This window comes from Metapseudomonas resinovorans DSM 21078, from assembly GCF_000423545.1.
Lineage (GTDB): Bacteria > Pseudomonadota > Gammaproteobacteria > Pseudomonadales > Pseudomonadaceae > Metapseudomonas > Metapseudomonas resinovorans.
This window is the reverse complement of sequence record NZ_AUIE01000005.1, coordinates 98445-125117: the sequence shown is the minus strand read 5'-3', so window position 1 is coordinate 125117 and position 26673 is coordinate 98445. Positions and strand designations below refer to the sequence as shown.

The window sequence follows — 26673 nt, the reverse complement described above, 5'->3', positions numbered from 1 at the left end:
GCCAGCTCCTACGGGCATGCAGCTGCCTGCAACACGTAATGCAGACATAGCCAATGAATTCGCCTCCACGGATATCCGCCCCGATCCGCCGCGCCGCCACCTCCCTCCGCTCCTTCCTTGTCAGCCCCAAAGCCCCGAACTACGCTGCTGAATGCGAGCAGCAACTGCTTTTTTCGGCTCGCATTCGCCGCACCGCCAACGGCACGCAGTTCCGCCGAACAGGCTCCGCACGTCATGTACAACAGGAGTCGACAATGCCTTCGCTCAACCCCGCTCTCCTTTCGTTCGCCGTCAGTTGCGCCTGCCTCGTTGCCTCCGCCCAGGCCGCCGAACCGCTGAAGCAAGTCGGTGCCGGCGAAGGTCAGCTCGACATCATCGCCTGGCCCGGCTACATCGAGCGTGGCGAGTCGGACAAGAACTACGACTGGGTAACCCAGTTCGAGAAAGACACCGGCTGCAAGGTCAACGTGAAGACCGCCGCCACCTCCGACGAGATGGTCAGCCTGATGGCCAAGGGCGGCTATGACCTGGTCACCGCGTCCGGCGACGCCTCCCTGCGCCTGGTATTCGGCAAGCGGGTGCAGCCGGTCAACATCGCCCTGATCCCCAACTGGAAGACCCTCGACGAACGCCTCCAGGACGCCCCCTGGCACACGGTCAACGGCCAGCACTACGGCACGCCCTATCAGTGGGGGCCGAACCTGCTCATGTACAACACCAAGCTGTACAAGCAGGCGCCCGATAGCTGGGCCGTGGTCTTCGAGCCACAGGAACTGGCCGACGGCAAGCCTAACAAGGGCCGCGTACAGGCCTACGACGGCCCGATCTACATCGCCGACGCCGCCCTCTACCTCAGGTCCGCCAAACCGGAACTGGGCATCCAGGACCCCTACCAGCTGACCGAAGAACAGTACGCCGCCGTGCTCGACCTGCTGCGCAAGCAGCACAGCCTGGTACACCGTTATTGGCACGACGCGACCGTGCAGATGAGCGACTTCAAGAACGAAGGCGTGGCCGCCTCCAGCACCTGGGGCTACATGGCCAACACCCTGAAAGCCGAAGGCCAGCCAGTCGCTACCGTGTTCCCGAAGGAAGGCGTCACCGGATGGGCCGACACCACCATGCTGCATGTGGACGCCAAGCACCCGAACTGTGCCTACAAGTGGATGGATTGGTCCCTGCAGCCCAAGGTCCAGGGTGACCTGGCCGCCTGGTTCGGCTCCCTGCCCGTGGTCGCCGGTGGCTGCACCAGCAGCGAACTCCTCGGCCCCGGCGGTTGCGCCACCAATGGCTATGACCAGTTCGACAAGATCGCCTTCTGGAAAACCCCGCAGGCCGAGGGTGGCAAGTTCGTGCCCTATAGTCGCTGGACCCAGGACTACATCGCGATCATGGGCGGGCGCTGATAGCTCCCCTCTCCCGGAGGGAGAGGGAGCCCATCCTCCGGAGCACGAGCATGACCACAGCCGTCCAGTTCACCGATGTCTGCCGCCACTACGGCGAGGTGAAGGCGGTCGATCGGGTGTCCATCGAGATTCGCGACGGCGAGTTCTTCTCCATGCTTGGCCCCTCAGGCTCGGGCAAGACCACCTGCCTGCGCCTGATCGCCGGCTTCGAGCAACCCACTTCAGGCTCCATCCGCATCCACGGCGAAGAGGCCGCCGGCCTGCCGCCCTATGAGCGCGATGTGAATACCGTGTTCCAGGACTACGCGCTGTTCCCCCACATGAGCGTGCGCGACAACGTCGCCTACGGCCTGAAGGTAAAAGGCGTGGCCAAGGCCGAGCGCCTGGCCCGTGCCGAGGAAGCGCTCGCCATGGTCGCCTTGCCCGGCTACGGCGAGCGCAAGCCGGCGCAGCTATCCGGTGGCCAGCGCCAGCGCGTGGCCCTGGCCCGCGCATTGATCAACCGACCGCGCGTGCTGCTGTTGGACGAACCGCTCGGCGCGCTGGACCTGAAACTGCGCGAACAGATGCAGGTGGAGCTGAAGAAGCTGCAGCGCCAACTGGGCATCACCTTCATCTTCGTCACCCACGACCAGGGCGAGGCGCTGTCCATGTCCGACCGCGTGGCGGTCTTCAACAAGGGCCGCATCGAGCAGGTGGACAGCCCGCAGAACCTCTATCGACAGCCGCGTACCCGCTTCGTCGCCGAATTCGTCGGCACCGCCAATGTCCTCTCCGGGGAACTGGCCCAGCGTCTCACCGGCAACATGGGCGCTTTCTCGTTGCGCCCCGAGCATGTGCGCTTCGGCAGTGCCAGCAACGGCGAACTGCAGGTCAGCGGCACGGTGCACGACGTGCAGTACCTCGGCGCCAGCAGCCGCTACGAACTCAACCTGGAAGGTGGCGGGCGTCTGGCGGTCAGCCTGCCCAATGGCGAAGAGACCGACAGTGCACGTCCGCAGCCCGGCCAGCAGGTAGACGCCTGCTGGGCGCGCAGCGCGATGGTTGCGCTCAGCGAGTAGGCCATGAGCACCGTCATCGCCAGCCATCAGAGCGGCCCGCTGCGCGGGTTGTCCAACCTGCTCTACCGCCGATCCACGCTCTACCTGCTGCTGCTGTTGACGCCGCCGCTGCTCTGGTTCGGCGTGGTCTACGTAGGCTCGCTGTTCGCCCTGCTCTGGCAGAGTTTCTACACCTTCGATGACTTCACCATGGCGGTGACGCCGGACCTGACCCTGGCCAACTACGCCGCCCTGTTCAACCCGGCCAACTACGACATCATCCTGCGCACCCTGACCATGGCCATCGCCGTGAGCCTGGCCAGCGCGGTGTTGGCGTTCCCCATCGCTTACTACATGGCGCGCTTTGCCACGCCGAAAGAAAAAGCCTTCTTCTATATCGCCGTGATGCTGCCCATGTGGGCCAGCTACATCGTCAAGGCCTACGCCTGGACGGTAATCCTGGCCAAGGGCGGCATCCTCTACTGGCTGATCCAGCAACTGCACCTGGAGGGTCTGCTGGGCGCCCTGCTGACTGTGCCCGGCGTCGGCGGCAACACCCTGTCCACTTCACACCTCGGGCGCTTCCTGGTGTTCACCTACATCTGGCTGCCGTTCATGATCCTGCCGATCCAGGCCTCCCTTGAGCGCCTGCCGCCGTCGCTGCTGCAAGCTTCGGCGGATCTCGGCGCCAGGCCCCGGCAAACCTTCGCCCAAGTGATCCTGCCGCTGGCCTTCCCCGGCGTGGTGGCCGGTTCGATCTTCACCTTCAGCCTGACTCTGGGCGACTTCATCATTCCGCAGCTGGTGGGGCCTAGCGGCCTGTTCATCGGCACCATGGTCTACGTGCAGCAGGGTTCGGTGGGCAATATCCCGCTGGCGGCGGCCTTCACCCTGGTACCGATCGTGCTGATCGCCATTTACCTGTCCATCGCCAAACGGCTGGGAGCTTTCGATGCACTCTGAACGAGCATCCTGGGGCCTGCGCCTGGCCGCTTGGGGCGGGCTGGTGTTCCTGCACTTCCCGATCCTGGTGATCCTGCTCTATGCCTTCAACACCGAGGAGTCGTCCTACAGCTTCCCGTTGCAAGGCTTCACCCTGGAATGGTTTGCCGTGGTGTTCGGCCGCGAGGATGTGTTGCAAGCCATCGTCCTGTCGGTGAAGGTCGCGTGCATGGCCACCGCCCTGGCCATGGTACTCGGCACCCTGGCCGCCGCCGCGCTCTATCGTCGCGACTTCTTCGGCAAGGAAAGCATCACCCTGATGCTGATCCTGCCCATCGCCCTGCCCGGCATCATCACCGGCATCGCCCTGCTCTCCGCGTTCAAGACCCTCGGCATCGAACCGGGCATCTTCACCATCGTCGTCGGCCACGCCACCTTCTGCGTAGTGATCGTCTACAACAACGTGATCGCGCGCTTCCGCCGCACCTCCCAGAGCCTGATCGAAGCCTCCATGGACCTGGGCGCCGATGGCTGGCAGACCTTTCGCTACATCATCCTGCCGAACATCGCCACCGCCCTGCTGGCAGGCGGCATGCTGGCCTTCGCGCTGTCTTTCGACGAGATCATCGTCACCACCTTCACCGCTGGCCACGAACAGACCCTGCCGCTCTGGCTGCTCAGCCAACTCAGCCGCCCGCGCGACGTCCCGGTGACCAACGTCGTCGCCCTGCTGGTGATGCTCGCCACCATGCTACCCATTCTCGGCGCCTACTACCTCACGCGGGGGACCGAGGCAGTGGCAGGGGGTGGGAAGTGAACACACATGCATACCCTCACCCGGCTTTGCTCCCCTCTCCCTCCGGGAGAGGGGCCGGGGGTGAGGGTGGTCCGAGCCACACCGAACTTCCCTCACCCCAACCCTTCTCCCTGGGGGAGAGGGGCTAGTCCGCACGAGGACCTGTCTCATGCAAACCAAACTCCTGATCAACGGCCAGTTCGCCTCCGGCGAAGGCGAGGCGCTGGACGTGCTCAACCCGGCCACCGGCACCGTGCTGGTGAAGATTCCCGAGGCCAGCGAAGCGCAAGTCGACGCGGCCGTGCGCGCTGCCGACGCAGCCTTCGAGGGCTGGGCGCGAACTTCGCCGCGCGACCGCGCCACCTTGTTGCTGAAGCTCGCGGACACCATCGAAGGCCATGCCGAAGAACTGGCGACGCTGGAGTCGGACAACTGCGGCAAACCCTACGCCGCGGCGCTGAACGACGAAATCCCGGCGGTGGCCGATGTGTTCCGCTTCTTCGCCGGCGCCAGCCGCTGCATGAGCGGTTCTGCGGCAGGTGAATACCTGCCAGGCTTCACCTCGATGATCCGCCGCGACCCGGTCGGCGTGATTGCCTCCATCGCCCCGTGGAACTACCCGTTGATGATGGCCGCCTGGAAGCTGGGACCGGCACTGGCGGCCGGCAACACCGTGGTACTCAAGCCTTCGGAACAGACGCCCCTCACCGCCCTGCGCCTGGCCGAATTCATCGCCGAACTGCTTCCAGCGGGCGTGGTGAACATCGTCCTGGGCCGTGGCCCGACCGTGGGCAGCCCGCTGGTGTCGCACCCGCTGGTGCGCATGGTGTCCCTCACCGGCTCGGTCGGCACCGGCAAGGCCATCATCCGCAGTGCCGCCGACAGCGTGAAGCGCACCCACATGGAACTGGGCGGCAAGGCGCCGGTGATCGTCTTCGATGATGCGGACCTCGCCGACGTGGTCGCCGGCATCCGCACCTTCGGCTTCTACAACGCCGGGCAGGACTGCACCGCCGCCTGCCGCATCTACGCCGGCAAGAAGATCTACGACAACTTCGTGGCCGACCTGGCCAGCGCGGTGTCCAGTCTCAAGACCGGCCTGCAGAACGACCCAGCCACCGAGCTCGGCCCGCTGATCACCCAGAGCCAGCGCGAGCGGGTAGCCGGCTTCGTCGAACGCGCCAGCACCCTGCCCCACATCCAGATCGCCACAGGCGGCAAGCCGGTGGCCGGCAGCGGCTTCTTCTACGAGCCGACAGTGGTGGCCCATGCGAAACAGGATGATGAGATCGTGCAGCGGGAAGTGTTCGGCCCGGTGGTGACGGTTACGCCCTTCAGCGACGTGGATGAGGCCGTACGCTGGGCCAACGACTCCGACTACGGCCTGGCGTCATCACTCTGGACCCGCGACGTGGGCCGCGCCGCGGCCGTGGCATCACGGCTGCAATACGGCTGCACCTGGATCAACACCCACTTCATGCTCACCAACGAAATGCCCCACGGCGGCTTCAAACAGTCCGGCTACGGCAAGGACCTGTCCATGTACGGCCTGGAAGATTACACCGTGGTGCGGCATGTGATGATCAAGCACTAGCGGTGGAGGCAGAAGTACCTGTCGGGGAGAACTGCTTTCCGTAGGGGCGAACTCATTGGCTATGTCTGCGTAAAGTGTTGAAGGTCCTGGAATCCCTTGTAGGAGCTAGCTTGCTAGCGAACGCGGACATTTTCGCCAGCAAGCTGGCTCCTACAGGCGTCCAGGTTCACCGGTTGCCCTCTAGCAACAGCTAACGCAGACACAGCCAACTCATTCGCCAAGCAGGCCGAAGGTCTGCCCTTCGAGCCCGCAGGGAGCAGCATTGCTGCCCTTGGCGATTGAAATCGCCCCCACAGGCCATTCAGCCAAATGCCAGCTTCAACCATCTCCGGTAGAACCCTTCCGCCACCTGGTTCAGCGCCGCCACCTTGGTGGGCAGGTCATCGAGCATGCGTGCCCTGGCCTGCTGGCTGGGCTGGGTCTCATCCAGCAGGTGCGCCCAATCGGTCAGCCAGCCCCGCACGAGGTCCTCGGTCATTTCCGGATGGCCCTGCAGGCCCAGAACCTTGTTGCCCCAGGAAAAACCCTGGTTAGGGCACCAGGGGCTGTCCATCAGCCACTGGGCGCCTTCAGGCAGGTCGAAGGTGTCGCTGTGCCATTGGTAGATCGAGAACTCCCGTGGCAGGTGCGCCAGCCAGGGGTTGTCCGTCGCCAGCGCGCGCTTCTCCAGCGGCTGCCAGCCAATCTCGGTGTAGGGCATGCGGTGCACCGAGGCGCCCAGGGCACGAGCCAGCAACTGGCCGCCCAGGCAGTGGCCGATCATCGGCACATCGCGCGCGATGAAGTGACGCAACGCGTCGACCTCCGCCCCGATCCAGGGCAGCGGGTCGTTGACGCTCATGGGCCCGCCCATGATGGCCACGGCCTTGGGCCGGTCCAGGTCGTAGCCATCCAGTTCGCCCAGGTCCGTGCGCAATACGGTGAAGTCGCGCTGCTCTCGGTCCAGGACGGTGGCCAGGTGGCCGGGTGGGCAGAAATCCGCGTGGGTAAGAATCAGGATGTCGGTCATGGGGTCCCCTCCGTTGGCGGAGTCTGAGGCAAAGGCCATGCCGAGGTCGAGTAATGGAAGTGTATGTTTTTGCAGGAAATACGCGAGCCAGAGGGGGGAAGGAAAACCAGCCGAAGAATTGTCCGGAATGCCCGGTTCGCAGCGAATTGACCGCCACGAACCGGGCTGGCTTCAAGGTCGCGTGACGCCCACTTCCTGGGTCACGCCCCAGCCATCGAGCACACCGCCGAGCGGGACCACCAGGGCCTCCAGATCGTGCTCGAAATCACCGATTCCCGTGTGGGTGGCGTACATCACCTTGCTCACCTGCAGGTGCCAGACCCCGTCGGCGCGTACCGATACCTGGGCATTCAAGGACTCACCACGAAAATTCTTCGCCGCCAGTCGCGCCCGGTCCTCGTCGGGGAAGATGGCGTAAAACTCGATCGGATGGACACGGGCAAAATCGAAACCGCCTTCTTTCATGCGGCGCAACAGACTACTGCTGACATCATCGTGGAAGGCTGTGCTCATGAAACGACCTCCTCTTAGCGATGGATGAGAGTTCCGCTTTTTCGCTTTTCCGCTAATCCGAGAAGCCGGTGGAATCGGCCTCGCGGCACCACGCAGTGCCGCCCCCGGGCCGACTCTGCAGACACAGCGCCAGACCCTGGCCAAGCCCCGCGCGGACCTGGCCACTGACTCACTCGTCGAGTGATTGTTTCAGCTTTCATTTTGCAGGGTAGCGCCACCACGGCCGGTCTGCCGAAAAGCAGGACAAATTGTCACAAAAGTGGCGACAGGCGGCGTCCAGGCTTCCTCTGTCAACAAATTGGCCCTGCGCTCGGCCACCTGTATCCATCACGCCCCGCTCAACAGCTTCATGATCCCCCTGTTCACCCAGGCCGGCGAAACCTGCCCCGCGCCGTACATCAGGCGGAACAGCCAGCTCACCGGCCGATGCACCGCTGCACCCTGGGCCTGCTGCCAGGCGGCCTGGGCGATGTCCTCGGCGTCCAGGTTCACCCCCAGGCGCCGCAGCACCGGCGGCTCGAAACCCTGGCTGCTGACCATCGGCGTGCGCACGAAGGGTGGCATCAGGTCGCCGACGCGGATGCCGTGGCGGCGCCACTCCAGTTCCAGGGCCTCGGTGAAGCCGCGCACCGCGAACTTGGAGGCCGAATAGCTGGCCATGTGCGGCGTGCCATAGACGCCCGAAGCCGACCCCATGTTGATCACCTGGGCGCCACGGGTGGCCTTGAGGTAGGGAAAGGCCGCGTGGGTGACCTGCACGAGCCCCAGCACGTTGATCGTGAGGATGCGCGCATGCTCGGCCATGTCGATCTCCTCGAAATGGCCGAAGCGCAGCACACCTGCGCAATTGAACAGCAGGCGCAACTGCCCCGCGTGGCGGCCACAAAAGTCCGCCAGCGCGGCTTCGACGGCCGCCAGGTCGGTCACATCCAGGGCCTGGTGCCAGACACCGCCCAGGGCAGCCGCCTGGGTGGCCAGCGCCGCGGCGTCCCGGTCGATCAGCCCCACTTGCCAGCCCCGTTCATGGAACAGCCGCGCGGTCGCCGCGCCAATGCCGGACGCAGCGCCGGTAATCAGGATGTTGTCCATCTCAGGCCTCCGCCTCCACATGCTTGCAGATGAAGTCCGCAGCACTGGCCAGGGCCTGGTCGGCCGTGCGCAACACCCCGGTGTGAGCCTGGAACACATGCCAGAGGCCGGGATAACGCTCCAACCGCACCCAGCCCCCGACCTCACGCACCCGTCTGGCCAGACGCAGGCTGTCATCGCGCAGGATTTCGTCCTCGGCCACCTGCACCAGCGTGGGCGGCAGCCCCGAGAGATCGGCGAACACTGGCGACAGGGCCGGGTCGCGGCGATCCATTCCGGGCGGGCAATAAAGGTCCATCGCCTGCTCCACCCACGCCGGGTGAATCAGCGGGTCGCCGGCCGGTGGAGTGTGTTGCGCCGTGCCGCTGAGGTCCGTGGCCGGCGAGAAGCAGACCAGCCCTGCCGGCTGGGGCAGGTTCTGACGCTGTATCTCCAATGCGCAGAGGAGCGTCAGGTTGCCCCCCGCCGAATCGCCGCCAATGACAATGCGCGAAGCCGGATAGCCCGCCTCCAGCAGCTCGCGGTAGGCCGCCACGGCATCCTCCCGCCCCGCGGGAAAGGGATGCTCCGGTGCCAGCCGGTAATCCAGCGCACACACCGCCACACCGGCCCGCTTGGCCAGGCTGGCGGTGATCGCCCGGTGAGTGGCAGGCGAGCCGGTGATGAAGGCCCCGCCATGCAGATAAAGCAGCACCACATGGCTGCCGCCCTGGGGCCGGTGCCACTCGCAGGGGCGACCGCCCAATTGCCCGCCTTCGCGCACCACGCCCCGGGGCGCCAGGGTGCTGGCGGTGAGAAAGCGCAGCACCAGGCGCTGCAATGCCACCGGCATGGGTGGCCGCATCAGGCCACGGAACAGCAGGCGCAGGGCACCGCGCAGGGTCGCCCGCAGCAGCGGCTGGCCGGGCTCGGGAGCAGTGAATTCAACGGGTGCATTCATAGTGATTCAGTTCCAGGCGACGAGTCTGTTGACGGTAGCTGAAGGTGAATCCCGGCCAGTTGTTGGTGTTGCGGCCGTCAGCGGTCTTGTACCAACTGTTGCAGCCCTGCTCCCAGATGGTGTGGCGCACATCCTGCTGCAGCCGCAGGTTGAAATGGCGTTGCACCTCGGGCTTGAGGTCGAGGTAGCGTAAACCGCTCAGCGCACGGATTCCGTCGAGTACGTAGCGGAACTGGCTTTCCAGCATGTAGATGATGGAGTTGTGCCCCAGGTTGGTATTGGGTCCGTAGAGGATGAAGAGATTCGGGAAGCCGCTGACGCTGACGCCCAGATAGGCCTCCGCGCCCTCACGCCAGGCCTGGTTCAGGTCGCGCCCACCCAGCCCGCGGATGCTCATGGGGGCGAGGAAATCCGTGGCGGTGAAGCCGGTGCCGAGGATGATGGCGTCCACCTCATGATGCCGGCCGTCATCGGTGACCACCGCACGCTCCGTCACCTCGCGGATGCCCGTGTTGACTACCTCGACATTGGATCGCGCCAGGGCGGGATAGAAATCGTTGGAGATCAGGATGCGCTTGCAGCCCAGCGGGTAGTCCGGCACCAGACGCTGGCGCAATGCCGGGTCGGTGATGCCGCGTGCCAGGTGTCGGCGGAAGCGGAACTGCATCAGCTTCATCAACGATGGGAACACCGAGAACGCCAGCACCCGCGACTCATGCTGGATGTACTTGAGCATCCGGTCGACTTTCTGCAACCCGGGCAGGCGCCGCATCAGCGCCAGCTCCCAGGGCTGGTAGGCACGGTCCGACTTTGGAATCACATAAGCCGCCGAGCGCTGGAACAGCGTGAGCTGTGCCACCTTCGGGGCAATCTGCGGAACGAACTGGATGGCGCTGGCGCCCGTGCCGATCACCGCCACCCGCTTCCCCTCCAACGGGTAGCCATGGTTCCAGCGAGCCGAATGGAACAGCTCGCCCTTGAACCCGTCCAGGCCGGGAATGCGCGGCCAGGCCGGGCGGTTCAGCTGGCCACAGGCACTGACCAGCGCCCGGGCGTGGAAGCGTTCGCCCGTGCGGGTCTGCACCTGCCAGGTGCCGCTGGCTTCATCGAACTCCGCACCCGCCACCTCGCAACCGAAACGAATATGCCGGTGCAGCCCGTACTTGTCGGCGCAATGACGCTGGTAGGCAAAAATCTCCGGCTGGGGCGCGTACTTGCGCGACCAGTCGGTCTTGGGCTCGAAGGAAAAGGAATAGAGGTGCGAGGGCACATCGCAGGCCGCCCCGGGGTAGCTGTTGTCACGCCAGGTGCCGCCGACTTCGCTGCCCTTCTCCAGGATCAGGAAGTCCTGGATGCCCGCCTTCTGCAACTGGATGGCCAGGCCCAGGCCGCCGAAGCCAGCGCCAATGATCAGCACGTGCAGGGGCGCACCGGGCTGGGAACTGTTGGTCATTGTTATCTCCCATTGGTAGTGACACGCCGGCACGGGGCCTGCGTGATGGAAGCATGCTAGTTCGGCGTAAATCGGCGTGTTATGGCATAGTCGGACAGTAAATTGTGAATTTCGGACAACCCAGAGCAAAGCCTCGATGCCCAGCCCCACACCCCGACCACCCCGCCGCAGCGCCATCAGCGTGCAATTGATGACCCAGTTCGGTCTCGACCAGGGCCTCACCCTGGAACAATGCCTGGCCGGAACCGGGCTGGACTGGTGCCTGCTCGGCGATCCCGGTGCGGAGGTCGTCGCCAGTCAGGAGCTCGAACTGCTGCGCAACCTCGCCCGACACCTCGGCCAGCATCCCGGCATGGGCCTGCAGGCCGGGCGGCGCTATCGCCTCAACACCTACGGCATCTGGGGCTTCGCCCTGCTCAGCAGCGCCACCTTTCGCAGCGCCGTGCAACTGGGCCTGCGCTACCTGGACCTGACCTACGCCTTCCACAGCATGCACCTGGAGGAACAGGGCGACGACGCCTGGCTGACCCTGGAAGAGCAGGACCTGCCGGACGACCTGCGCGGCTTCCTGCTGGAGCGGGATGTTTCCGGTGCGCTCAGCGTGTACCACGACCTGGTCAACGCCCCGCTTGCGGTGCGCCGGGCCAGCTTCCGCATTCCCGAGCCCGCCGACGTCACACCCTGGCGTGAACTGCTGGGGGTGACGCCCCAATTCGGTGCCAGCCGCAACTGCATCGTCTTTCCCCGCGCCCTGCTCGACCTTCCCCTGCCCGGCGCCAACCCGCAGGTGGCGCAGCATTGCGAGGCGCAGTGCAAGATCATCCTGGCCCGCCGTCGGGCGCGCACCGGCTTTGCCGGGCGCATCCGCGACCTGCTGCTGGCCAGGCCGGGACAGCTGCCAGACATGGAACGCCTGGCGCAGGCGCTGCATATGACGTCACGCACCTTGCGCCGCAAGCTGGCGGCCGAAGACACCAGCTTCCGACAGTTGCAGGAGGAAGTGCTGGAGACGCTGGCGGAAGAGCTGCTGAGCTCGACCGCCTTGCGCCTGGAGGAAATTGCCGAGCGCCTGGGCTATGGCGAAGTGTCGAACTTCATCCATGCCTTCAAGCGCTGGAAGGGAATCACGCCGGGTCAGTACCGGCTCGAGAGTCAGCGGCCGGCACGCGATTCGCGAATATAGAAGCGGGCCTTCTCGGCCTTGCTGGTGCAGCCCTCGAAGGCTTCGAACTGCTGCTGGGTCTTGGCCGCGGTGAGCAGGCTCAGCGCCTTGGAGTAACTCACGGTGCCGGAGAAACCTTCGGCCTTGGCCAGGTCCAGCTCCTTCCAGGCGGCATCGAGTTCTGAAGCGCAGCTCGTGCGAAAAGCTGTCTTGCCGGCGCAACCGACGAGCAACAAGGCGATCAAAGGCAGGCTGATCCAGGCTTTCATCTATACAACTCCTGTGGTGAAGATCGGCAGAGTCTAGTGTCTCGATAGACGGTCCGATACTCACAACATTCAACTTCGTGTACTAGCCCCGGCAGGTTTGCAGAGCGCCTTGGCGACGCCCCGCCACGGGCGTATCGTCGAAACACTGTTGGTGGGGGAATTCCGAATGAACAAACGCGTGGCACTGGTGCTGGGGTCAGGGGGTGCGCGCGGCTATGCGCACATCGGCGTGATAGAAGAAATTGAAGCGCGCGGTTATGAAATCGCCTGCATTGCCGGCTGCTCCATGGGCGCCGTGGTGGGTGGCATCTACGCCGCCGGCAAGCTGAACCACTACCGCGACTGGACCGAAAGCCTGGACTACCTCGATGTACTGCGCCTTCTGGATGTGAGCTTCCGCCTGGGCGCCATCCGTGGCGAGAAAGTCTTTGGGCGCATCCGCGACATCGTCGGCGAAATCAACATCGAAGACCTGTCCATCCCCTACACGGCGGTCGCCACCGACCTCACCAACCAGCAGGAAATCTGGTTCCAGGAAGGCTGCCTGCACCAGGCCATGCGCGCCTCGGCAGCCATTCCCAGCCTGTTCACGCCGGTGGTCCAGGGCAGCCGCATGCTGGTGGACGGCGGTCTGCTGAACCCGCTACCCATCATCCCGGTGGTGTCCAGCCACTGCGACCTGATCATCGCCGTCAACCTCAACGCCACCACCCAGCGCGACTACCAGCTTCCGGTGATCGAGCGCCCACCGGCAATCAAGAGCCGCATCGACCTGCTGATGGCCTCTTTGGGCTCGCGGCTGCCCTTCCTCAAACGCAGCGGTTTCGAACCCCACGACATACTCGACCCGGAGAGCCTGCCCGGCGGCAACCCCTGGCTGGAAAACGCCGCACCGCAAATGCAGCAACCCGCCGCCGCCCCGGAAACCCACGGCGCCCCCCGATCCGCCAGCGGGTCGGAAGTCATCGCCAGCGTCGGCCCCGCCTCCCTGCTGGACCTGGTGAACCAGAGCTTCGAGGTCATGCAAACCTCACTCGCCCAATACAAGATCGCCGGCTACCCGCCGGACATCCTCATCAACGTGCCCAAGCGCGTGTGCCGCTTCTTCGAGTTCTACAAAGCGCCGGAACTGATCCAGCTCGGCCGGCAGATCGCCCGGGAAACCCTGGAGCGGTATGAGCAGGGGAAATGAGGGGGTAGTTGATTAGGGGGATTGTAAGTAGGCGGTTAGAGCCGGAAGGAGAAAGTTGCGGCGGGCTTATTTCGGCCATAAGCGGCCACTCCAGAAAGACTGAATATGTCCCGCTCGGCCAAACTTGCAAGTGATTGTCGGAGCCTAACAGAAGAAATAAGTGCCCCGTAAATACCCACCCTGCCACATCAAGTTTTTTTCTCGATGACGCAGTGTATCGACGCCAAGACTGGAGTTCTCGAGGCTCTGCATCAGTAACTGTCATAATATTTTTGAGTTATATGAATAAGCGGCATTACATTTACTTAGTACGTGGCAAATTCTGAATAAAAAAGAGCCAGACTGTCGTTTAACCGAGCAATCTGACCCAAAGAAAGGAGCATCGGTGAAGCTTACTTTCGCAAAAAAACCTAACGGAGATTGGTGTCCTAGAAATTCAACGTGTAGCGAACGATGAAGCGGTTCTCGTTGGCGCTATCCGCGTAGGTTGATCGGTTGGTGGAGTTCCGCCATTGCACAGCCAGGCCCTTCACTGGCCCGCTCTGAACGACATAGGTGATGTCTGTGACACGCTCCCACTCCTTGCCCTCCTGCCCTTCGGCACGCAGGGCTGCCGCCTGGCGAGTGCTCAACAAAGTAGGATCGACATCATCGCCTTTCACATACTTCAGTCCGAGCGTTAGGCCGGGAATACCGATAGTGGCGAAATCGTAATCGTAGCGCGCGAACCAGATCCGCTCGTTGGGTGCAGTGAAGGTACTGACCAGGGATTCACCGAACAGATAGGTGTCGCTGCCGTTAACGAAGGCGAACGATGTATCACCCCAGGCCTTCTGGTACCCCCCGCCGATGGTGTGCCCCTTCAGGTTGTAGGCGAAGTAACTGCTAAGAGTGCGGTTATCCACTTCCCCCAAGCGTTCGTCACCAGTCTCCCCTGCGTCGAACAGTCTGATGTCTGCGATCACAGCGCCAGTCGACAGGGGCTGGTTCAACTTCAGACCGAAGAAGTTGGAGCGATATTGATCTTCGAGCTCAGCAACGTGATAACTCAGTGTTAGCGTCGGCAGAGCCTTATAATCGAAGGCCAGGTAGTCGAAGTGATCCGCCTCGACGGCTCGGTAGCCGAAGGTGGTGAGATGTTCAAAGTCAGTTGAGTTGCGCTGCTTGACCGCGTTCACTCGCACTGCCGAAATTGTCAGTGGATCCAAGTCGTTGGACACTAGCGAACCACCTCGGAAGACCTGTGGCAGGAGGCGACTATTGTTGCTCCACAGCAAGGGCATCAGTGGACTTATACCGCCCACCCGGAGTTCGCTTTTGCCCATGCGAGCCTTGGCCGTGAGCGTAAACTTGCCATATTCATCCTCCACGTTCCGCTCCGAATCGAACGCCAGGAGCCCCGAACCTGTGCGGTCGGGACTGGAGTCCAGTTTCACCCCTAGCAGGCCGAGAGCATCTACACCAAAGCCGACCGTCCCCTCGGTGAAGCCGGATTGCAAGTTAAGGATAAAGCCTTGGGCCCACTCGTCCCGTTTAGACTGCGTAGCGCCGTCGTTTCGAAAATCACGGTTGTAGTAAAAGTTGCGAAGCTCCAAAGATCCCTTCGAATCCTTAATTAACTCAGCTGATGCAAATTGCACTGGAGTCGCGATTGCTAAAGCTAAAAAAAATCTGATGGAGTGTTTCGACATTATAGGTGCCTTTTGTTGTTTTAGTGTGCATGAGTACGTGCCGCCATAGTTGGCAGCATTCGGTTTATATCTAAGTCAATAACTCTTTGACCGGGCTTTTCTTGGTTTCTTGTCGGCAACTAACATTCAGCGCCGCGTGTATGCACCCGGCGCTGAAGCTTCGGCTCAACAGTTCGAAGCGAGGCGGACAATGGCGTCACGGCTACCCGCACGTTCACGGAGAAGAAACTTCTGAATTTTCCCGGTGGCTGTTTTCGGCAGTTCATCGAAGATTACTCGGCGCGGACATTTGAATCGCGCGAGGCGGCCTTGGCAGAACGCTATGATTTCTTCTTCGGTGGGTGCAGCGACGCCAGGTTTGAGTTCGACAAATGCGCAGGGTACTTCTCCCCACTTGTCATCCGGTTGGGCAACAACAGCGGCGTGCAGGACGGCGGGGTGGGAGTGAATGGCCTCCTCAATTTCGATGGAAGAGATGTTCTCGCCGCCGGAGATGATCACATCCTTGCAGCGATCCGTGATTTGGATATAGCCGTTCTCATGGACGACGGCGACATCCCCCGTGTGGAACCAGCCACCTGCGAACGCTTTCTCAGTGGCGCTCTGATTCTTCAAGTAGCCCATCATCACGGTATTGCCGCGCATTAGTAGTTCACCAGTGGTGTGGCCGTCGTGCGGTACCGGCACCAAGGTCTCGGGATCCGCGACCATGAGATCTTCAAAGGCCGCAGCGCGGGCACCCTGGCGCACACGAAGAGCGCACTGTTCGTTCTCTGGAAGATCGTCCCACGCGTCCTGCCATACACAGCTCACAGGAGTACCAGACACCTCGGTGATGCCGTAAACGTGATCCACATCGAAGCCAAGAGCCAGCACAGCTTTCAGTACGGCAGCAGGCGGCGGCGAACCAGCAGTAAGCACGCGTACTGGAGTGTTCAGCGGGCGGCGATCCGTCGCATTGGCGATCATTGCCATTACGATGGGCGCGGCGCAGAAGTGGTCTACGCCATGGTTATCGATGGCATCGAACACCGTCTCGGCCGACACCTTACGTAGGCAGATATGCGTGCCGGCGGCTGCGGTGATTGCCCAAGTGAAGCACCAGCCGTTGGCATGGAACATGGGCAGCGTCCAGAGGTATCGCGGAGCTCGTGCCAGCGGCCAGTTGGTCATTTGCAGCATGCTCATTAAGTACGTGCCACGGTGGCTGGCCACGACTCCCTTGGGATCACCCGTGGTACCCGACGTGTAATTGAGAGCAATCGGCTGCCATTCGCTGCTCGGCCACACGCCGTCAAACTCAGGATCGCCGCCTGCCAATAGGGTCTCGTAGTCGGTTTCGCCAATCGCAGGGCCAACCGGCGCTAAATGGTCATTGATGTCGATCACCACCGGGGGCTGCTCAAGCAGATCGAGTGCCGCCGCAGCTAGGCCTGCGAACTCACGGTCGACCAGAAGCAACTTGCACTCGCCATGTCGCAGGATGAAGGCAACACCCTCAGCGTCGAGGCGATAGTTGATGGTATTCAGGACTGCGCCGGCCAGCGGCACTCCGTAGTGGGCTTCCAGCATCGCCGGAGTGTTGGGGGACAGGATGGACACGGTTTCACCGTTACTCAGGCCTCTGCTGACCAAGGCGGAAGCTAGTCGGCGGCAGCGTTCGCGAGTTTCAGTCCAGGTTCTGCGCAGTTCACCATGAACCACGGCATGCCGCTCTGGATGTACCAGGGCTGCACGGTCAAGGAAGCCGAGCGGAGTGAGCGGAACGTGGTTCGCAGGATTACGGTCAAGCCCGCTCTCATAGGCATCAGGTTTCATGGGGTTGTCTCCTTATTATTGTGATGAAATGTGGTAAACGCCCTTACCGGCTCTCGATCAGTAACCAAGGTGTTCTCAATGCTGGACTCGTCGGCATACCCGAGACTCATCCCACACACCAGCATCTGATCGGAGGGAATCGCGAGAACCTTTGCAATCACGTTGTGATACTTCAGGAATGCGGCTTGCGGGCAGGTATGCAAACCTCTGCCGCGCGCCGCCACCATCACGCTTTGCAGGAACATTCCATAATCAAGCAGGCTCCCCTCCTGCAGCACTCGGTCAATGGTGAAAAGCAGGCCGACCGGGGCATCGAAAAAACGATAATTGCGGCCGTGCTGTTGATGCATGCGGTGCTTGTCACCCTTGGCAATACCCAATAAGCCATAGAGTTCCCAACCCACCTTTCTCCTACGATCAACGTACGGAGTCACCCACTCGCGCGGATAGTATTCGTAGGGATCTTCGAGGCCCATGCTCAGCAACGGATCGTTGTCGATCCCAGCGATTGCCTGGGAAAGGCGATCCTTCGTTTCCCCCGTAACGACATGAACCCGCCACGGCTGCATGTTCACTCCAGTGGCACTGAAGCGCGCAACGTTGAGGATTGACTCGATTTCCTCGTGCGGCACCGGCTTAGGCAGGAAAGCCCTGATGCTCCGGCGGGTAGTAATCGCCCAATCAACCGTCTGGCTCAGGAGCTCTGGCGAGAGCGGCGGTTGCGATAAGCGGTTCATGATCATCTCTTACAGACTCGTTTTTCTGAGGAAGCGAAGGGTCGTCCGGCGTCCAAAGTTAATTAGATAGGGCTGGAGCCTTTCTGGCTTGGGTGGAGTCGGCGCACGACTGGTTGATCATGGTGACTGCCACGGCCCCGATCAGACCGGCGAGACTGATCGCCATGAAGTTCTGTTCAAGCGGCAAACTCAGGGAAACCAGCCAACCGATGAGAACTGGGGCGACGATGGCGCCGATACGCCCTACACCCGATGCGAAGCCGACACCGGTGGAGCGGATCGTTGATGGGTAGAAGTCCCCGGCGTAGGCATAGGCCAGCAGCTGAGTGCCGAGGGTGGATGCGCCCACGACGAACACGACAGCGAACAAGAGAGTCGTCGAGCGGGTGTAGCCCAGCAACGTCAGGGCAATGGCCCCCACGATGTAAAAGCTGACCAGCACATGCTTGATGTTCAGCCTGTCGCTCAACCAGCCGCCGAAAATGGCTCCAGCAATAGAGCCGACGTTGAACACGATGACATAGTTCAGTGCCGAGCCGAGGCTGAAGCCGGCCATGGCCATGAGTTTGGTCAGCCAGGAATTAAGCGCATACACCATGAATAGACCGGTCATAAAGGCCGCCCAGATCATTACAGTGCTGAAGCCACGACCGTCCTTGAACAGATTGCGAACCGGGGTTTCTTGCTTGCCCACCATCGCGGGGTTGCCGGTCATCGCGGTGTCGTTGCTGATATTTAGACCGGGTTCGATTTGCCGGGCGATTTCACGAAGCTCGTCCTGGCGACCTTTCTTCAGCATGAAGCCGATGGAGTCCGGCATGCTCTTCAGGATGAAGGGGATCAGGAGTACCGGTAGGCCTGCCACATAGAAGACCCACTGCCAGCCATGGCTCTCGATGAGTTGCTTCGCGGTGAGTGCGACCAGGATGCCGCCGACGGAGTAGCCGGCGAAAACAATGGTCACCAGACGAGTCCGCAACTTCAGGGGCGAGTACTCGCCCATTTGGGCGGTGCATACCGGCAGTACACCGCCGATGCCAAGACCAGCGATGAAGCGGCTGATGCTAAAAGTGATGGGGTCGTTGGTGAAACCGGCAGCTGCAGTGAATATGCTGAACAGTGCCACGCAGATGGCTATCATCTTTGGCCGACCGATGCGATCTGCTAGCGTCCCGAGGAATATCGCCCCGAGCATGGTGCCGAACAGCGCAGAACCAGCCATGATGCCGGCGCTAGTCGGATCAACATTCATATCCTGCATGATTGCCGGCAACGCTGCGCCAACTACGGCGAGGTCGTAGCCATCAATGATCAGGATGAGGACGCACCAGAAGAGAATGAGCCCGTGGAATCGGCCGAATTTTGATTCCGCCGCAAGCGCATATGCGTTCAGTGATTGCATATCGTGTCTCCTTCAATCTTGTTCTTGTTTGTGAAGAGCCCATCAGTCACTAGGTCTGCCGGCCCTTTCAGGTGAAGGGAGTCTCAGGCGTCGCACACCAACTCAAGCAACGTGGGCTGGATGGACGGTACACAGCGCAGAGGGCTACCTGCAGCGCATCGTAGGATCAGAAATCCGCAGGGCCCATGCCCGTGGGCATCGTTGTGCTTGACCGATCTGGGCAGTTTCGAGGGAAAGGAGGCGGGCCACACCAGAGACGGTCAGAACCGTCTCCGGGCAGTGGAAGAGAGTGCTGCCGGAGTCAGCAGCCCGCAGAGATGTCGCTAGGTGTCAGCGTCGCCACCGTGCGAACGCCGGTAGGCACCTGGGCTTACCCCGGTCCATTTCTTGAACGCACGATGAAACGCACTGGTCTCTTGGAAACCAGTCTGTTCGGCGACGTCGTTCACGGTCAGGTCTGCGCGACATAGCAGGTTAATCGCTATGTCGCGCCGCAGGTTGTCCCTCAGAAGTTTGTAGCTGACGCCCTCGGCCTGCAGCCTGCGCTGGAGAGTCGAATTGGACATGCGCAACATTTTGGCGAGCGCCTCGAGCTCCGGCCACTCCTCCGGGCTTTGGCCACGGAGCCGCTGTCGGATCTTGGCACTGATGCTCTGGTCATTGCGGTACTTCACCAGAAGGCTGGCAGGCGATTCCTTGAGGAATACCGACAGGCTTGCCGGAGTCTGAGCGACCTTCAGCTCCAGGTAGCTACGGTCGAAACGAGCCAGCGAAGCAGGCGTCTCGAACTGGATGTCTTCACAGAAGCGCATGCGGTAGTCGCTGTCGTCCTCCGGACGTTTCGGGCGCAAGCACAGCTGCTGGATGGGAATTCGCCGATTGCCAAGCCAGCACAGCAGGCCATGCACCAAGATCAGCCAGGTGCCATAGCAAAAGAGCCGTCTTTCTACGCCGTAATCGTGGATCACGATTACGGCAGCATTCCCCTCGAATTGGAGCTCTCCGTACACGTCATCGAGCACCAGCCGAAGAAACGCCAGTATGCGGCGCAACGCCTGCTCCAAGGTATCGCAACCAAGCGTCGCATGGCACAGCAGCCTGAAACTGCCACGTCGCATTGGGTGGCTGTCGATAGCGAAAAACTCGTCGTCGAGCAGATCGGATAGTGCGACCCAGAGGCGTGAGAACGCAGCGGCTGACACACGAGCCTGAGGAGCTGTCAGTAGCTCGGGATCAATGTGCGCCTGCCGGAGGGCGAGGGAGACATCCAAGCCTCGATGGAGCGCCCCATGAAGCGCTTCATGCACCAACCCTATCGAAGTGGTTCCTTTGTCTGCGGGGAGCACCATGCTTTTTCCATCTTCCGCTGCGCGCCCTTCGGCGCGAGCTGCTTCATTGTTGATTCCAACCGCCTGCACCAGCTGTCTTCATAACAAGGGACAGCCAAGCTGCAGTCGCCTTTTAACGCTCCTTTTTCAGGGCACCGACTGTCAAGCCGACGTGGCTTGCCGTTTGTGCTTCCGCAGCCGGAGATGCCCAAACTACTCAATCAGAATGAGGCTTTTGAACATTGTCGTTAGGTTGACGTTAGCCAAAGATCGCCCCCAGCTGGCGCCTGGCTATAGCTCGCGTGGCGAACTGCCTTGGAAGAGCTAGTTATCTGCTCTGTGTTTCCGTGGATTCCTTGAGGCGGTGATTCCTTATTGGAAGATCAGCCTACATAGCGAGCCTACGCCAATAAGCGCTGAGTATTTCATATCAAGCAACCGCGTATGCGGTGTTGCCCATAACACGAGGTTCTTCATCATGCGCGTCGAAAACTCCGTCCTCCTGGTAACCGGTGGAGGTTCCGGCCTCGGCCTCGCTGCCGCGCGTGAACTGGTGGGGCTGGGCGGCAAGGTCATCCTGGTCGATATCAACGAGGCTGCCGGTGCTGCTCGAGCGGACGAGTTAGGCAAGAACGCCTGCTTTGTACGCGCAGATATCACCGACGAAGAGGACTGTCGCAAGGCTGTAGCCATCGCTCAGGATGCATTTGGCGGTCTACAAGGTCTGATCAACTGCGCCGGGATCGCACCTGCCGAGAAGGTGCTTGGCCGCAACGGCGCCCATGGCCTCGACAGCTTCCGCCGCACTATCGAAATCAACCTGATCGGTAGTTTCAACATGCTCCGACTCGCCGCCGAAGCAATGGCCGGTGGTGAACCAAACGAGGAAGGCGAACGTGGCGTGATCATCAACACTGCTTCCGTCGCCGCCTTCGATGGCCAGATGGGGCAAGCTGCTTATTCCGCATCCAAGGGGGGAGTCGCCGCGATGACGCTGCCAATAGCCCGTGACCTGGCCCGCAGTGGTATCCGAGTGATGTGTATCGCACCGGGTATTTTCGAGACCCCAATGATGGCCGGCATGCCCCAGGACGTGCAGGACTCCCTGGCTGCCAATGTGCCGTTCCCGCCGCGCCTGGGCCGCCCAATGGAATACGCAGCGCTAGCGCGGCACATCATCGAAAACACCATGCTCAACGGTGAGGTGATTCGTCTCGATGGCGCCCTCCGGATGGCTGCAAAGTAATCACCTGAAGGCTGTTCCCGTGTTTCGTCAGGGGTCACTCGGCCAACGAATTGAGGAGTAGACATGAGCCACACAGATCCTATCGTCATCGTCAGCGCCGCTCGCACGCCCTTGGGCGGCTTTCTCGGTGACTTCAAAGAACTCACCGCCGCAGAACTTGGCGCAGTGTCCATACGTGCCGCTGTGGAGCGCGCGGGCCTGCTCGCCAAGGACATCGACGAAGTCATCATGGGCTGTGTCCTGCAGGCTGGTCAGGGACAAGCTCCAGCGCGCCAGGCCGCCCTCCAAGCGCAGCTACCGCAGCAAGTCGTATGCGCGACCGTCAATAAAATGTGCGGCTCAGGTATGAAGGCCGTGATGTTCGGGCATGACCTTCTCGCTGCTGACAGCGCTGGGGTGGTAATCGCTGGTGGTATGGAAAGTATGTCGAACGCCCCCTACCTCCTGGATAGAGCGCGCTCCGGCTATCGTATGGGGCATCAGAAGGTCGTCGATCACATGTTTCTGGACGGTCTCGAGGATGCCTATGAAAAAGGTCGTCTGATGGGCACCTTTGCCGAGGATTGCGCCGAGAGTTACGGGTTCTCGCGCGAGCAGCAGGACGAGTTCGCCATCGACTCGCTCATCCGGGCACAAAAGGCCAATATGGAAGGTCTCTTCAACAACGAAATCGCCCCGGTGCAAGCCAGATCGGGTCGCGATGTTGTCTGTGCGGGAAAAGATGAGCAACCGGGGAAAGCCCGGCTGGACAAGATCCCCACACTGAGACCAGCTTTCCGCGAGGGCGGAACCGTGACCGCAGCAAACTCTAGCTCCATTTCCGATGGTTCCGCTGCTTTGGTGCTGATGCGACTGTCCGAGGCGGAGCGACGCGGCCTTGCACCGCTGGCCCGCATAGTCGGTCACTCCTCCTACGCTCATGCCCCTAACTTGTTTGCCACCGCTCCGATTGGAGCCATCAAGCGCCTGCTCGACCGCACGAAATGGTCTCAGCAGAGCGTGGATTTGTTTGAAATCAACGAAGCGTTCGCTGTCGTTCCGATGGCCGCGATGCGCGATCTGAGAATCGGCCGGGATCAACTGAATATCCATGGGGGTGCATGTGCTCTGGGACATCCCATCGGGGCATCAGGAGCACGCGTGCTCGTAACCCTGGTCAATGCACTGAAACAGTATTCGCTCAAGAGAGGCATCGCATCGGTATGCATCGGTGGCGGAGAAGCCACTGCTGTGGCCATCGAGCTGATGGCCTGACAAGCCACTAGATCCTTACTAAGAGTCGGCCATACCGCCTCTCTCACTTCATTGCTCGGGAGCCTTCCCCTTGAATTTCAGGACTCTCTTAGCCGACCAGGTCGACGGCGTTGGCGTGATCACGCTGAACCGCCCCGAAGCGCTGAATGCGCTTAACAGCGCGTTGATCGACGACCTAAAATCGGTACTCGATCACTTCGAATATGCGGCTTCCGTTGGCTGCATTCTCATTACCGGTGGCAGCAAAGCGTTTGCCGCTGGTGCGGACGTCAAGGAGATGGCCGAACTCTGCTACCCGAACACCTATCTTGAGAACTACCTCGGACGCCTCGATCAAGTCGCACAACGACGTAAACCCATCATTGCGGCCGTAGCCGGCCATGCGTTGGGTGGAGGCTTCGAGCTTGCCCTGATGTGCGATTTCATTATCGCAGCGGACAACGCGCGCTTTGGCCTGCCCGAAGTGAAACTTGGGGTGATTCCCGGTGCCGGTGGAACCCAGCGCCTCGCGCGCCTAGCTGGCCGAGCAAAGGCTATGGAAATGACGCTGACTGGCCGAACCATGGACGCAGCCGAGGCGGAGCGCTGCGGAATCGTCGCGCGTGTTGTGCCGCTAGAGGAGTTGCACTCCGTAGGCCTAGAAACGGCTCGGCGCATTGCAGCTCAATCGCGCACCGCCGTTATGATGATCAAGGAGTGCATTGGGCGCGTGGATGAAGGGTCGCTCGCTGAGGGATTGCGGTTCGAGCGCAGAATCTTCCACTCAGTGTTCGCCACTCCTGACCAGAAAGAAGGAATGCGCGCATTCGTCGAGAAGCGTCCAGCCCAATTCCGCTAGCGCTGTAACGATCTGGATACAGCGCTGGTATGGTCATTATTGGAAACAAGAATGATTGAAAAAACTTTGTACTGGGAAGACTTCACTCTTGGAAGAGTTTGGAGTACCCAACGGGAACTTCCTGTCAGTTGTGAAGAAATAATCGAGTTTGCTATTCGGTACGACCCTCTCGATTTTCATGTTGATCCAGATCGAGCGGCGTTGAGTCCAATAGGTATGCACTGTGCCAGCGGAGTTCATACCCTTGGCATGGCGCAACGAATGATGTGTGACGCCTTCCTCCTCCAGACGCACATAGTTGCTGGCGGACGAATTGACCGCTTCGTCATGCTCAGCCCAGTCCAAAACGGGGACGTGCTTCGACTTTCAGTACAAGTCGTGGAGGTAATGCCACATTCCTGGAGGGAGGATCGAGGTTGGGTAATCTTCAAGGTAGAAATAAACACATCCGCCCGGGGTAGAGCCGTACTTGCCTACGAGACCATGATCCTCATAATGCGGCGCCACATGGAAGCGTTGCCAGCAGCGAGCTAAATAAGCCTAACGTGTCCCCCCCCGGGATTGCCCCGATAACTGCTTACGAACGAAATAGCCGGCGGCAAACCGCAGCTACCCGCTGCCGAACCTCACCTATTGGCTGCTAGTTACCCGTCATGAAGGGCAGCTTCTGGCCGGTTTCTGCCGGTCCCTCCTGTGGCTCTGGGTCGAAAGCCGCCTGACATGCGTGGCTAGCCCACTCCCCTTGCCCTCCCCCAGCTCTATCCCTATCCTGCCCCGGCCACGGTCAATCCCGTGGCCGGGTTTGACAGCCTGAATTAGTAGGCGCGAATGCGCCGCATGGTGCATGCGAGAAACGGCGGACGTTTCTTGCAGGCATTCACACGCATGCAGTTTTTGACTGCTCTGCTCTATGGCAGGTCGCGCGGGGAGACCCTCGTGGTCTGCCGGTGCCTACTAGCCGGTCTGTCAACCCCGCGCGATTTGCCGCCCTTCGAATGACAGCGAGTGACGGCAAGCCTCAACAGACTAGTAGGAGCTTCGCCATGCACGACGCATACACCCCCATCGTTTTCCATCACCACACCGAGCGCCTGCGCGCCGTGATGATCGACAACCAGCCCTGGTTCATCGCCCATGACTTCGCCCAGTTGATGGGGGTTCGCAATTCCCGCCGTTTGCTCGATGCCCTGGAGCGTTTTGAAAGGCGTACCGTTTTGCTGGCGAGCGCCAGTGGCTTTCATGAAGAGGTGGAAGCCATCAGCGATGCCGGGGCCTACAAGGTGCTGTTTCGCTTCGGTCGGCCGGGGTATGTCGAGATCAGTCGCTGGTTGAGCGAGGTGCTGGTGCCGACGCTGCATGACTATCACCGCGACCTGAGTGCGGAGCCGCGCCGGGCCTTTCTCACGTGGGACGACCGCAAGATCGGCGTGGTGAAGTGGCAGCGCGAAGTGTGGGTGGCCTGGCGGGACTTGCCGGTGTTGATGAAGGACAGCCAGGAGGTGTTGCCATGAGGCTTGAGCACGAGCAGCGGAGGATCAGGCAGTGGGTGCTGGCCGAGCGACCGGCGTCCCAGTGACTTGAAGCTGCTCCTGCGGCACGGTTTTGTGTGCGTTGGTTGTTGCAACGGTGAGGGAAGCTCTCTAGCACAGGCCTTCCAGGCTTTCGTGCCGGCCTGACGCAGCCCTCTCCCCCGGCCCCTCTCCCGCAAGCGGGGCGAGGGGTGACTCTCGCCGGTTAGGCACAAGCCATCCTGGGCAGGCTACAGGGCCGCCCCGGGCAGAATCCGCAGGATCGAACCGTTCGCTCGTGTCCATCCGAACGCCTCGCAAGCTCGCGGTTTCGAGGTGTGAGGCGTAGAGAGATTCCGAAAAATAGCTGATGAGGAGAGAGCGACGGCGAGCGCCGGTGGCGTTAAGGCTGCCGGCGTGCAGATCGGCCCGGCTCTGGACGGGCAGCGTCCGGTGCGTCGGGGGGAGGTTAGAAAATCGACCAGCCGATCCGCTCGGACAGTTTTTCCAGCGCCGCCATGCCCGCCAGCGAATTGCCGGCCTCGTTGAGTTCCGGTGACCAGACGCAGACGGTGAAGCGCCCCGGCACTACCGCGACTATCCCGCCCCCTACCCCGCTCTTGCCCGGCAGGCCGACCCGGTAGGCGAAGTTGCCGGCTTCGTCGTAGAGGCCGCTGGTGGCCATGATGGCGTTCAGCTGCTTGGCCTGGCGCGGGGTGAGCACCTGCTCGCCGCTGTGGGGGCTGACGCCGTTGTTGGCGAGGAAGCTGAAGGCCAGGGCCAGGTCGGCGCAGCTCATGCGGATCGCGCAGTGGTGGAAGTAGCTGTGCAGCACGGCCTCCACGTCGTTGCGGAAGTTGCCGAAGGACTGCATCAGGTAGGCCATGGCGGCGTTGCGCGCACGGTGCTGGTACTCGGAACGGGCCACCACTTCATCGGACACGACATGGGGGTTGCCCGACAGGCGCCGGACGAAGTCGCGCATGGACAGCGACGGTGCGGCGAAACGCGATTCGTTGATATCGCAGATCACCAGGGCGCCGGCGTTGATGAAGGGGTTGCGCGGCACGCCGCGCTCGAACTCCAGCTGCACCAGCGAGTTGAACGGTTGGCCTGAAGGCTCGTGCCCCAGGCGCTGCCAGATGTCCTCACCCGAGTGCTGGATGGCCTGCACCAGGCTGAAGACCTTGGAGATGCTCTGGATGGAGAACGGCGTCAGGCCGTCACCCGCGTAATAGAGTTCGCCGTCGTTGCTGTAGACGGCAATGCCGAGCTGGTCCCCGCTGATACTGGAGAGTGCGGGAATGTAGCTGGCGACCTTGCCCTGGCCGATCAGGGGGCGGACTTCATCGAGGATTTCGTTCAACAGTTGCTGCATGCCGGTCCTTCCGTTGAGAGAGCGTCTTCGCGCTCATGGAGCACTGGACGCGCGCCGCGGGCGTGACG

General features: G+C 61.7%; 24 protein-coding genes and 1 pseudogene. 12 read left to right on the top strand and 13 right to left on the bottom strand.

What is annotated here, in order from left to right; genetic code table 11:
• Positions 1-254: 254 nt before the first annotated feature.
• The 5 genes from ydcS to G559_RS0105135 all read left to right on the top strand — a co-directional run bounded on the left by ydcS (position 255) and on the right by G559_RS0105135 (position 5778).
• On the top strand, positions 255-1406 hold the full coding sequence (ydcS, locus tag G559_RS0105155) for a putative ABC transporter substrate-binding protein YdcS (RefSeq protein WP_028627222.1): 1152 nt from the start codon (positions 255-257) through the stop codon (positions 1404-1406).
• A gap of 50 nt (positions 1407-1456) precedes the next feature.
• Positions 1457-2467, top strand: a complete 1011-nt coding sequence (locus G559_RS0105150) for an ABC transporter ATP-binding protein (protein ID WP_028627221.1) — start codon at positions 1457-1459, stop codon at positions 2465-2467.
• 3 nt (positions 2468-2470) lie between these two features.
• Positions 2471-3409 carry an ABC transporter permease gene (locus G559_RS0105145; RefSeq protein ID WP_036996924.1) on the top strand — a complete coding sequence of 313 codons (939 nt, stop codon included), beginning with the start codon at positions 2471-2473 and terminating at the stop codon, positions 3407-3409.
• Positions 3399-4205, top strand: a complete 807-nt coding sequence (locus G559_RS0105140) for an ABC transporter permease (protein ID WP_028627219.1) — start codon at positions 3399-3401, stop codon at positions 4203-4205. The genes G559_RS0105145 and G559_RS0105140 overlap by 11 nt, the downstream gene beginning before the upstream one ends.
• Positions 4206-4353: 148 nt before the next feature.
• On the top strand, positions 4354-5778 hold the full coding sequence (locus G559_RS0105135; RefSeq protein WP_028627218.1) for a gamma-aminobutyraldehyde dehydrogenase: 1425 nt from the start codon (positions 4354-4356) through the stop codon (positions 5776-5778).
• Between the two features lie 301 nt (positions 5779-6079).
• On the opposite strand, the gene G559_RS0105130 is transcribed toward G559_RS0105135, so the two are convergent.
• From G559_RS0105130 to G559_RS0105110, 5 genes are all read right to left on the bottom strand, one after another.
• Complete coding sequence (locus tag G559_RS0105130; RefSeq protein WP_028627217.1) at positions 6080-6787, bottom strand: type 1 glutamine amidotransferase; 708 nt, start codon at positions 6785-6787, stop codon at positions 6080-6082.
• A 171-nt stretch (positions 6788-6958) separates the two neighbouring features.
• A complete protein-coding gene (locus tag G559_RS0105125; RefSeq protein ID WP_028627216.1) occupies positions 6959-7300 on the bottom strand; it encodes a ribonuclease E inhibitor RraB in 342 nt (113 codons plus the stop codon).
• A gap of 327 nt (positions 7301-7627) precedes the next feature.
• Positions 7628-8389, bottom strand: coding sequence for an SDR family oxidoreductase (locus G559_RS0105120; RefSeq protein ID WP_028627215.1), 762 nt, complete (start codon positions 8387-8389; stop codon positions 7628-7630).
• Position 8390: 1 nt separating this feature from the next.
• On the bottom strand, positions 8391-9329 hold the full coding sequence (locus tag G559_RS0105115; protein WP_028627214.1) for an alpha/beta hydrolase: 939 nt from the start codon (positions 9327-9329) through the stop codon (positions 8391-8393).
• A complete protein-coding gene (locus G559_RS0105110; RefSeq protein ID WP_028627213.1) occupies positions 9313-10782 on the bottom strand; it encodes a flavin-containing monooxygenase in 1470 nt (489 codons plus the stop codon). Before G559_RS0105110 ends, G559_RS0105115 begins: the two co-directional genes overlap by 17 nt.
• A gap of 136 nt (positions 10783-10918) precedes the next feature.
• Here G559_RS0105110 and G559_RS0105105 point away from each other — a divergent pair, with 136 nt between their 5' ends.
• Positions 10919-11965 (top strand): AraC family transcriptional regulator, encoded by a 1047-nt coding sequence (locus G559_RS0105105; RefSeq protein WP_028627212.1) that lies wholly within the window; start codon positions 10919-10921, stop codon positions 11963-11965.
• On the opposite strand, the gene G559_RS0105100 is transcribed toward G559_RS0105105, so the two are convergent.
• Positions 11935-12213 (bottom strand): hypothetical protein, encoded by a 279-nt coding sequence (locus G559_RS0105100; protein ID WP_028627211.1) that lies wholly within the window; start codon positions 12211-12213, stop codon positions 11935-11937. The two genes, G559_RS0105105 and G559_RS0105100, sit on opposite strands and share 31 nt — an antisense overlap.
• Before the next feature lie 166 nt (positions 12214-12379).
• On the opposite strand from G559_RS0105100, the gene G559_RS0105095 reads away from it, so the two are divergent.
• On the top strand, positions 12380-13405 hold the full coding sequence (locus G559_RS0105095; RefSeq protein ID WP_028627210.1) for a patatin-like phospholipase family protein: 1026 nt from the start codon (positions 12380-12382) through the stop codon (positions 13403-13405).
• Positions 13406-13833: 428 nt separating this feature from the next.
• Here G559_RS0105095 and G559_RS0105090 read toward each other — a convergent pair whose 3' ends face one another.
• From G559_RS0105090 to G559_RS0105070, 5 genes are all read right to left on the bottom strand, one after another.
• Positions 13834-15096 carry an OprD family porin gene (locus tag G559_RS0105090; protein ID WP_028627209.1) on the bottom strand — a complete coding sequence of 421 codons (1263 nt, stop codon included), beginning with the start codon at positions 15094-15096 and terminating at the stop codon, positions 13834-13836.
• A 165-nt stretch (positions 15097-15261) separates the two neighbouring features.
• The gene (locus G559_RS0105085) at positions 15262-16914 is read right to left on the bottom strand and encodes an AMP-binding protein (RefSeq protein ID WP_028627208.1); all 1653 of its coding nucleotides are present in this window, start codon (positions 16912-16914) and stop codon (positions 15262-15264) included.
• Positions 16911-17651, bottom strand: coding sequence for a nitroreductase (locus tag G559_RS0105080; RefSeq protein ID WP_036996961.1), 741 nt, complete (start codon positions 17649-17651; stop codon positions 16911-16913). The genes G559_RS0105085 and G559_RS0105080 overlap by 4 nt, the downstream gene beginning before the upstream one ends.
• A 58-nt stretch (positions 17652-17709) precedes the next feature.
• Positions 17710-19053 carry an MFS transporter gene (locus G559_RS0105075; RefSeq protein ID WP_028627206.1) on the bottom strand — a complete coding sequence of 448 codons (1344 nt, stop codon included), beginning with the start codon at positions 19051-19053 and terminating at the stop codon, positions 17710-17712.
• A gap of 323 nt (positions 19054-19376) precedes the next feature.
• On the bottom strand, positions 19377-20402 hold the full coding sequence (locus G559_RS0105070; protein WP_028627205.1) for an AraC family transcriptional regulator: 1026 nt from the start codon (positions 20400-20402) through the stop codon (positions 19377-19379).
• A 457-nt stretch (positions 20403-20859) separates the two neighbouring features.
• Between G559_RS0105070 and G559_RS0105065 the strand changes: the two genes are divergently transcribed.
• The 5 genes from G559_RS0105065 (at position 20860) to G559_RS0105045 (ending at position 25230) form a co-directional block, all read left to right on the top strand.
• Positions 20860-21627, top strand: coding sequence for an SDR family NAD(P)-dependent oxidoreductase (locus G559_RS0105065; RefSeq protein ID WP_028627204.1), 768 nt, complete (start codon positions 20860-20862; stop codon positions 21625-21627).
• A gap of 63 nt (positions 21628-21690) precedes the next feature.
• Positions 21691-22881, top strand: coding sequence for an acetyl-CoA C-acyltransferase (locus G559_RS0105060; protein ID WP_028627203.1), 1191 nt, complete (start codon positions 21691-21693; stop codon positions 22879-22881).
• Positions 22882-22951: 70 nt separating this feature from the next.
• Positions 22952-23719, top strand: a complete 768-nt coding sequence (locus tag G559_RS0105055) for an enoyl-CoA hydratase-related protein (protein ID WP_028627202.1) — start codon at positions 22952-22954, stop codon at positions 23717-23719.
• A 51-nt stretch (positions 23720-23770) separates the two neighbouring features.
• On the top strand, positions 23771-24253 hold the full coding sequence (locus tag G559_RS31210) for a MaoC/PaaZ C-terminal domain-containing protein (RefSeq protein WP_028627201.1): 483 nt from the start codon (positions 23771-23773) through the stop codon (positions 24251-24253).
• A 509-nt stretch (positions 24254-24762) separates the two neighbouring features.
• Positions 24763-25230: a BRO-N domain-containing protein gene (locus tag G559_RS0105045; protein WP_028627200.1), complete on the top strand. Its 468-nt coding sequence runs from the start codon at positions 24763-24765 to the stop codon at positions 25228-25230.
• 264 nt (positions 25231-25494) lie between these two features.
• Here G559_RS0105045 and G559_RS30855 read toward each other — a convergent pair.
• Together G559_RS30855 and glsB are read right to left on the bottom strand one after the other, a co-directional pair.
• Positions 25495-25650: pseudogene (locus G559_RS30855) on the bottom strand (phytanoyl-CoA dioxygenase family protein); the annotation flags it as partial.
• A gap of 46 nt (positions 25651-25696) precedes the next feature.
• The gene (gene glsB, locus G559_RS0105040; RefSeq protein WP_028627199.1) at positions 25697-26605 is read right to left on the bottom strand and encodes a glutaminase B; all 909 of its coding nucleotides are present in this window, start codon (positions 26603-26605) and stop codon (positions 25697-25699) included.
• Between the last annotated feature and the right edge of the window lie 68 nt (positions 26606-26673).

Bases quoted from the DNA above. Each gene is read 5' to 3' on its own strand.
- ydcS (WP_028627222.1), top strand. From the start codon at position 255: ATGCCTTCGCTCAACCCCGCTCTCCTTTCGTTCGCCGTCAGTTGCGCC.
- G559_RS0105150 (WP_028627221.1), top strand. From the start codon at position 1,457: ATGACCACAGCCGTCCAGTTCACCGATGTCTGCCGCCACTACGGCGAG.
- G559_RS0105145 (WP_036996924.1), top strand. From the start codon at position 2,471: ATGAGCACCGTCATCGCCAGCCATCAGAGCGGCCCGCTGCGCGGGTTG.
- G559_RS0105140 (WP_028627219.1), top strand. From the start codon at position 3,399: ATGCACTCTGAACGAGCATCCTGGGGCCTGCGCCTGGCCGCTTGGGGC.
- G559_RS0105135 (WP_028627218.1), top strand. From the start codon at position 4,354: ATGCAAACCAAACTCCTGATCAACGGCCAGTTCGCCTCCGGCGAAGGC.
- G559_RS0105130 (WP_028627217.1), bottom strand. From the start codon at position 6,787: ATGACCGACATCCTGATTCTTACCCACGCGGATTTCTGCCCACCCGGC.
- G559_RS0105125 (WP_028627216.1), bottom strand. From the start codon at position 7,300: ATGAGCACAGCCTTCCACGATGATGTCAGCAGTAGTCTGTTGCGCCGC.
- G559_RS0105120 (WP_028627215.1), bottom strand. From the start codon at position 8,389: ATGGACAACATCCTGATTACCGGCGCTGCGTCCGGCATTGGCGCGGCG.
- G559_RS0105115 (WP_028627214.1), bottom strand. From the start codon at position 9,329: ATGAATGCACCCGTTGAATTCACTGCTCCCGAGCCCGGCCAGCCGCTG.
- G559_RS0105110 (WP_028627213.1), bottom strand. From the start codon at position 10,782: ATGACCAACAGTTCCCAGCCCGGTGCGCCCCTGCACGTGCTGATCATT.
- G559_RS0105105 (WP_028627212.1), top strand. From the start codon at position 10,919: ATGCCCAGCCCCACACCCCGACCACCCCGCCGCAGCGCCATCAGCGTG.
- G559_RS0105100 (WP_028627211.1), bottom strand. From the start codon at position 12,213: ATGAAAGCCTGGATCAGCCTGCCTTTGATCGCCTTGTTGCTCGTCGGT.
- G559_RS0105095 (WP_028627210.1), top strand. From the start codon at position 12,380: ATGAACAAACGCGTGGCACTGGTGCTGGGGTCAGGGGGTGCGCGCGGC.
- G559_RS0105090 (WP_028627209.1), bottom strand. From the start codon at position 15,096: ATGTCGAAACACTCCATCAGATTTTTTTTAGCTTTAGCAATCGCGACT.
- G559_RS0105085 (WP_028627208.1), bottom strand. From the start codon at position 16,914: ATGAAACCTGATGCCTATGAGAGCGGGCTTGACCGTAATCCTGCGAAC.
- G559_RS0105080 (WP_036996961.1), bottom strand. From the start codon at position 17,651: ATGAACCGCTTATCGCAACCGCCGCTCTCGCCAGAGCTCCTGAGCCAG.
- G559_RS0105075 (WP_028627206.1), bottom strand. From the start codon at position 19,053: ATGCAATCACTGAACGCATATGCGCTTGCGGCGGAATCAAAATTCGGC.
- G559_RS0105070 (WP_028627205.1), bottom strand. From the start codon at position 20,402: ATGGTGCTCCCCGCAGACAAAGGAACCACTTCGATAGGGTTGGTGCAT.
- G559_RS0105065 (WP_028627204.1), top strand. From the start codon at position 20,860: ATGCGCGTCGAAAACTCCGTCCTCCTGGTAACCGGTGGAGGTTCCGGC.
- G559_RS0105060 (WP_028627203.1), top strand. From the start codon at position 21,691: ATGAGCCACACAGATCCTATCGTCATCGTCAGCGCCGCTCGCACGCCC.
- G559_RS31210 (WP_028627201.1), top strand. From the start codon at position 23,771: ATGATTGAAAAAACTTTGTACTGGGAAGACTTCACTCTTGGAAGAGTT.
- G559_RS0105045 (WP_028627200.1), top strand. From the start codon at position 24,763: ATGCACGACGCATACACCCCCATCGTTTTCCATCACCACACCGAGCGC.
- glsB (WP_028627199.1), bottom strand. From the start codon at position 26,605: ATGCAGCAACTGTTGAACGAAATCCTCGATGAAGTCCGCCCCCTGATC.